This is a genomic window from Shewanella electrica (assembly GCF_022321485.1).
GTDB lineage: Bacteria > Pseudomonadota > Gammaproteobacteria > Enterobacterales > Shewanellaceae > Shewanella > Shewanella electrica.
In genome coordinates this window covers 1-5,714 of record NZ_JAKOGG010000027.1, presented here as the reverse complement: position 1 = coordinate 5,714, position 5,714 = coordinate 1, and the positions used below count along the sequence as shown (strand labels likewise).

The 5,714-nt window shown below is 48.3% G+C and carries 4 protein-coding genes and 2 tRNA genes; 4 read left to right on the top strand and 2 right to left on the bottom strand.

Translation table 11 applies throughout. The features are described 5' to 3' along the window. Positions 1–359: 359 nt before the first annotated feature. Positions 360–1,028, bottom strand: a complete 669-nt coding sequence (gene queE / locus L9G74_RS19715; protein WP_238898490.1) for a 7-carboxy-7-deazaguanine synthase QueE — start codon at positions 1,026–1,028, stop codon at positions 360–362. A 140-nt stretch (positions 1,029–1,168) separates the two neighbouring features. Between queE and queC the strand changes: the two genes are divergently transcribed. Continuing rightward, positions 1,169–1,891 (top strand): 7-cyano-7-deazaguanine synthase QueC, encoded by a 723-nt coding sequence (gene queC, locus L9G74_RS19710; protein ID WP_238898489.1) that lies wholly within the window; start codon positions 1,169–1,171, stop codon positions 1,889–1,891. Then, a complete protein-coding gene (rrtA, locus tag L9G74_RS19705) occupies positions 1,888–2,484 on the top strand; it encodes a rhombosortase (protein ID WP_238898488.1) in 597 nt (198 codons plus the stop codon). The genes queC and rrtA overlap by 4 nt, the downstream gene beginning before the upstream one ends. Before the next feature lie 98 nt (positions 2,485–2,582). Here the strand turns inward: rrtA and uvrB are convergent, their stop codons facing one another. Continuing rightward, entirely contained in the window at positions 2,583–4,610 is a 2,028-nt protein-coding gene (gene uvrB / locus L9G74_RS19700) for an excinuclease ABC subunit UvrB (protein ID WP_238898487.1), read from the bottom strand. A gap of 839 nt (positions 4,611–5,449) precedes the next feature. Between uvrB and L9G74_RS19695 the strand changes: the two genes are divergently transcribed. Further along, positions 5,450–5,525, top strand: a tRNA-Asn gene (locus tag L9G74_RS19695). A gap of 26 nt (positions 5,526–5,551) precedes the next feature. Continuing rightward, positions 5,552–5,627 (top strand) — tRNA-Asn (locus tag L9G74_RS19690). The last annotated feature ends 87 nt before the right edge of the window (positions 5,628–5,714 follow it).

Below are 5,714 nucleotides of genomic sequence, written 5' to 3'. Positions count from 1 at the left end.
TGGCCAAAGGGATCAGACTGTAAATCTGACGGCTCCGCCTTCGAAGGTTCGAATCCTTCTCCCTCCACCATTTTTTATTCCTTTGTTATATCTCTCTGCTGTTAATTCCTTTATCGCTGCTTTTATATCGTTTTTACTTTCTAAGTAATCGGCTATTAACTGCTATGCAATCGCTCCAATATCGCAACTCACTCACCCTCGCCACTATTTATACTGTTGCCCTGTGCTAGAACGTTTAGCTCGCAATAAATGTTGCGTGATAATGTGTGAACGATAAGCACTTGGCAATAAAAAACGGCATTCACGCTAGGTCAATGCCGTTCCATTTATAGTGCGGTGTTTAGCGTCGTGCAGCCACTTCAATCAATCTGCAAATACTTATGAGTTTGCACTGACAAGCGCCAGTTGCGCTCAATACATACACGCATGGCTAATTCGGTAGCACGAGGCTTTTGGCTGATGGGCTGCAAGCAGATGGTTTTACCTTGGGTATCAATCTGCGCCAATAATTCATCGAGTTGTTCAATGTGCAACGCAGTAGCAACCGGATGTTTGATTTCGTTGGCACGCGCCAAGGCAGAGGTCAATACTGGCAATTTGCCCTGCATGGCAACTTTCGGCGATACCGTCACCCAAGTTTCCGCCGCGCATTGCACTGCAAACGTACCACTGGTTTCAATTTGGGTGCTGTAACCGGCGCTATGTAGCGCGTCGGTTAATGGTCGTAAATCATACATGCAAGGTTCACCGCCAGTGATCACCACGTGTTTGGCGGTAAAGTGTTGCGTCTTGAAACCCGCAATAATCGCCGCCGCATCCAGATCTGACCAACGGCCGATACTGCCATCCGTTTGAAAGATCACATCATTGGCGACTTTGTTTGTTGGCAGCACATCCCAAGTTTGTTTGGTATCACACCATGAACAACCCACAGGGCAGCCTTGTAAGCGGACAAATAATGCGGGCACGCCGGTCCACTGTCCTTCTCCCTGAATGGTTTGAAATATTTCATTAACTGGATATTGCATGCACTAACCTCTTTTCGTTGCGGCGCACTTTATAGAAGATTTCCACCACAAACGCAATGCGAGTGTATCAAGCGGCTGCCTATGGTTTAGAGCGCTTTTGCGCTAAACTAGCGCCAATTTTAGTAAGTACGACAGTAAAGATGACTTCCACACCTTTAAACACCAGCGCCAAACGTAAAGCCATTGTAGTCTTTAGCGGCGGCCAAGACTCCACCACCTGTTTGGTGCAAGCACTCGAGCAGTACGACGAGGTACATGCCATCACCTTTGATTATGGTCAGCGCCATAAAGCAGAAATCGCCGTCGCCCAAAGCGTCGCCGCTAAGTTAGCTATTGCGAGCCATAAAGTACTGGATGTGGGTTTGCTCAATGAGTTGGCAATCTCCGCCCTCACCCGCGACAATATTCCTGTGTCGAATGAGTTAATGGATAACGGTTTGCCAAATACTTTTGTGCCGGGCCGTAACATTCTATTTTTAACGCTTGCTGGCATTTACGCTTATCAAATTGGTGCAGAAGCGGTGATCACTGGTGTGTGTGAAACCGATTTTTCTGGTTATCCCGATTGCCGCAATGACTTCGTTATTGCCCTCAACAAAGCACTCGTCCTTGGTATGGATCGTCCGCTGAAACTGATAACGCCGTTGATGTGGCTCAATAAAGCAGAAACATGGGCGCTTGCCGATCATTACGGTCAGTTAGATTTAGTCCGCCATCATACATTGACTTGTTATAACGGCATTCAAGGTGATGGTTGTGGTGAATGCCCTGCCTGTAAACTGCGCCACGAAGGGTTAACTCACTATCTGGATAACCAAACTGCGGTGCAGCAACAACTGCAACAAAAGTTGACCCAAGCATGAGCGACACTGTGTCGGTGACTCGGTTTCCTGCATTGTGGCGCGCCGTCTTGGCGCTCTCTTTGTTATGTCTGGTGCTACAAAGTGCAGGCTTGACCGATAACCTCGCATATCAACGTCCCGATATCGCCAGCGGTGAACTCTGGCGCATACTCACTGGCAACCTAATGCACACCAATTGGTGGCATCTGCTGATGAATCTCGCTGGATTGTGGGTGGTGACCTACATCCATCGCATGCATTATCGCGCTAGCGGTTTTGTGCTACTAATGTTGTTACTCGGCGTGATGCAAGGCATTGGCTTATATCTATTTGTGCCAAGTTTGTTGGGATATGTCGGTTTGAGTGGTGCGTTGCACGGGCTATTTGTGTTTGGTGCCTTATGCGATATCCGCAAAGGCTGGCGCTCTGGCTGGGTATTACTTATCGGCGTTACCGCCAAAGTGATTTCCGAACAAACCTTAGGCGCGAGTAATGACGTCACGGCGCTAATTGGCGCTCGGGTAGCGACCGAAGCCCATTTAATTGGGCTGATCAGTGGCGTACTACTATTTGCCCTCTTTCGTGGCTATCGTCACTGGTTAAACCGCGCCTGATGCTCACGTCCAACGGATGTTAGACGAGCGTCTACCACACTAAAATGCCGCAGCGAATCTCTCTGCGGCGTTTTTATTGGTTCAGTGCTAAGCGATAGTTAACCCAAACGTTTTAACTGCTCGTTCAAGCGCGCGATTTCATCACGTAAAGCAGCGGCTTCCTCGAACTCGAGATTGCGCGCATGCTCATACATGCGTTCTTCCATCGCTGCCAGTTCTTTGGTGAGTTCGGCCACATTACCGTGATAACGCGTTTTCGGCTCAGCCACACGGCGGCTATCGCGAATATCGGCGTTCGACGGGATTTCCCGCTCACTGCTATCGCCGATATCCATCACATCGATGATACGTTTAACCAAACCACGCGGCACAATGCCGTGTTCGAGGTTGTACTGATGCTGCTTCTCACGGCGGCGAGCGGTTTCGCCCATGGCTTTATCCATCGACGGGGTGATCTTATCCGCATACAAAATCACTTTGCCATTGACGTTACGCGCCGCACGGCCGATGGTCTGGATCAGTGAGCGCTCAGAACGCAAAAAGCCCTCTTTGTCGGCATCGAAGATACATACCAGCGATACCTCGGGCATATCTAGCCCTTCACGCAACAAGTTGATACCGACCAACACATCGAAAATGCCTTTACGCAAATCGCGAATGATCTCAACCCGCTCAACGGTATCGACATCTGAGTGCAAGTAGCGCACTTTCACGCCGTGTTCATCAAGATATTCGGTGAGATCTTCCGCCATACGTTTAGTCAACGTCGTCACCAGCACCCGCTCATTAACTGCGGTACGCTTAGCCACTTCAGACAGCAAATCATCTACTTGAATCGCGACGGGCCGCACTTCAATTTCTGGGTCCAGCAAGCCAGTGGGGCGCACTACCTGCTCGGCAATTTCGCCGTCACTGCGTTCAATTTCATAAGCACCCGGTGTGGCCGACACATAAATGGTCTGCGGCATTAAGCTTTCAAACTCTTCAAACTTCAGCGGGCGGTTATCCAGCGCTGATGGCAGGCGGAAACCATATTCCACCAGTGTGGTTTTGCGCGAACGGTCACCTTTATACATGGCACCCACTTGCGGCACGGTCACATGCGATTCATCGATGATCATCAGGCCATCATCTGGCAGATAATCCAGCAGCGTTGGTGGCCCCTCGCCTGGTGCACGGCCGGACAGATAACGTGAGTAGTTTTCAATACCGGAGCAATACCCCAGCTCGTTCATCATTTCGATGTCGTATTGCACTCGCTCGGTTAGCCGCTGCACTTCCACGAGTTTATTAAGCTGTAGCAACTGTTCGCGACGCTCCCGCAACTCTTCTTTTATCTGTTCCGCAGCGGCGAGGATTTTCTCACGCGGCGTCACATAGTGGGTTTTCGGATAGACCGTCGCCCGTGCAATCTTCTTGGTGATATGGCCGGTGAGTGGATCGAACAAGGATAAACGATCGATTTCGTCATCAAACAGTTCCACCCGAATCGCATCACGATCAGATTCCGCGGGGAAGATATCAATCACTTCGCCACGAACACGAAACGTACCGCGCGCCAGCTCAATGTCATTACGGGTATATTGCAGCTCACTCAAACGTTTAAGAATGTCACGCTGACCGACAATGTCGCCTTGACGAAGATGCAGTAGCATCTTCATATAGGAATCGGGATCGCCCAAACCGTAAATGGCCGATACTGAGGCCACCAGCACCACATCACGTCGTTCCAGCAGCGCTTTGGTCGCGGATAAACGCATCTGCTCAATGTGCGCGTTGACCGAGGCATCCTTTTCAATAAAGGTGTTCGTCGATGGCACGTAAGCTTCTGGCTGATAGTAGTCGTAGTAAGAAACAAAATATTCCACCGCGTTATGCGGGAAAAACTCTTTCATCTCGCCGTACAACTGCGCCGCCAAGGTTTTATTCGGCGCCAGAATAATGGTTGGTCGCCCAAGTGTGGCAATAACATTGGCGATGGTGAAGGTTTTACCAGACCCCGTTACCCCTAATAAGGTTTGATGGGCCAAGCCAGCTTCTAAGCCGTCCACCAATTGTTGAATAGCGGTAGGCTGATCGCCGGCTGGAGAATAATTGGACTCAAGTTTGAAAACAGTGTCGGACACAGTAACAGCTCCTTTTAACGTGCGAGCATTGTAATCAGCTGCTGCTATAACTGCTACCACAACACTAAACTTCACCCTAAATTCGCAGCGCTGATTGTTAGCATTTCAGAACAGCTGCAAATGATCGCGATCAATATTTTGGCTTGATTTTCGTCAAAAACAATTAAACTGCCCCAATTTAATGCACAACATAGAATTAGCGATCTTTCATAAATAGTTGGTGAACCAACGAATGCGAAACAGCTCATCTTGACTTTTTTAACGTATTGATATTATTTAGCTTTGCTTTTACCATCCAAATTTGTGCAAATTAAGACTATCGCAGTCTACATAAGGGTTTGCGCGCTATTTTTACGTGTAACTCACAAGGTTATCCACAGAAATAGTGGATAAGTGCTTCTAACCCTGTAGCCACGCGGGATTGCAAATTTGGCATATTTGCCGCTGCGCGTACCACCGTAAAAAATTTCTTGAGGAGGCTCACCCTACCTCTAAGTAATTAGTCGAGGATCGACAATAAAGACGATCAAACACGCCCCGCTTCGGTGCAAGATAAATTTAGCTTTATTCGCCAAACATGGACGCTTTAATCTCAATTAGGCAATTCAGCGGCTATTTTCAATTTCAATCACAACATATTCGCCGCCAATATTGATAGCGAAGTTATGCTTAGCTGTTATTTTTTATGCATTATTCGTCATTAATTGGCCGATTTTATTCGTTATGCGCACAAGATAAGCAATCAACAACCAATTCATGGCTTTTTTTGAAAAGGCGAGTTGACTCATTCCAAAGAGCGTTTTACTATGCGCTCCGTTCTTAAGCGAGACGCTTGCGATTCCCCTGTAGTTCAGTCGGTAGAACGGCGGACTGTTAATCCGTATGTCACTGGTTCAAGTCCAGTCAGGGGAGCCATTTCAAGTCATTGTTTATGAATATGTTCCCCTGTAGTTCAGTCGGTAGAACGGCGGACTGTTAATCCGTATGTCACTGGTTCAAGTCCAGTCAGGGGAGCCACTTTAAAGCGTACAATCTGTTCCCCTGTAGTTCAGTCGGTAGAACGGCGGACTGTTAATCCGTATGTCACTGGTTCAAGTCCAGTCA

Excerpts from the sequence above, each read along its gene's own strand:
- queE (WP_238898490.1), bottom strand. The coding sequence starts at position 1,028 with ATGCAATATCCAGTTAATGAAATATTTCAAACCATTCAGGGAGAAGGA.
- queC (WP_238898489.1), top strand. The coding sequence starts at position 1,169 with ATGACTTCCACACCTTTAAACACCAGCGCCAAACGTAAAGCCATTGTA.
- rrtA (WP_238898488.1), top strand. The coding sequence starts at position 1,888 with ATGAGCGACACTGTGTCGGTGACTCGGTTTCCTGCATTGTGGCGCGCC.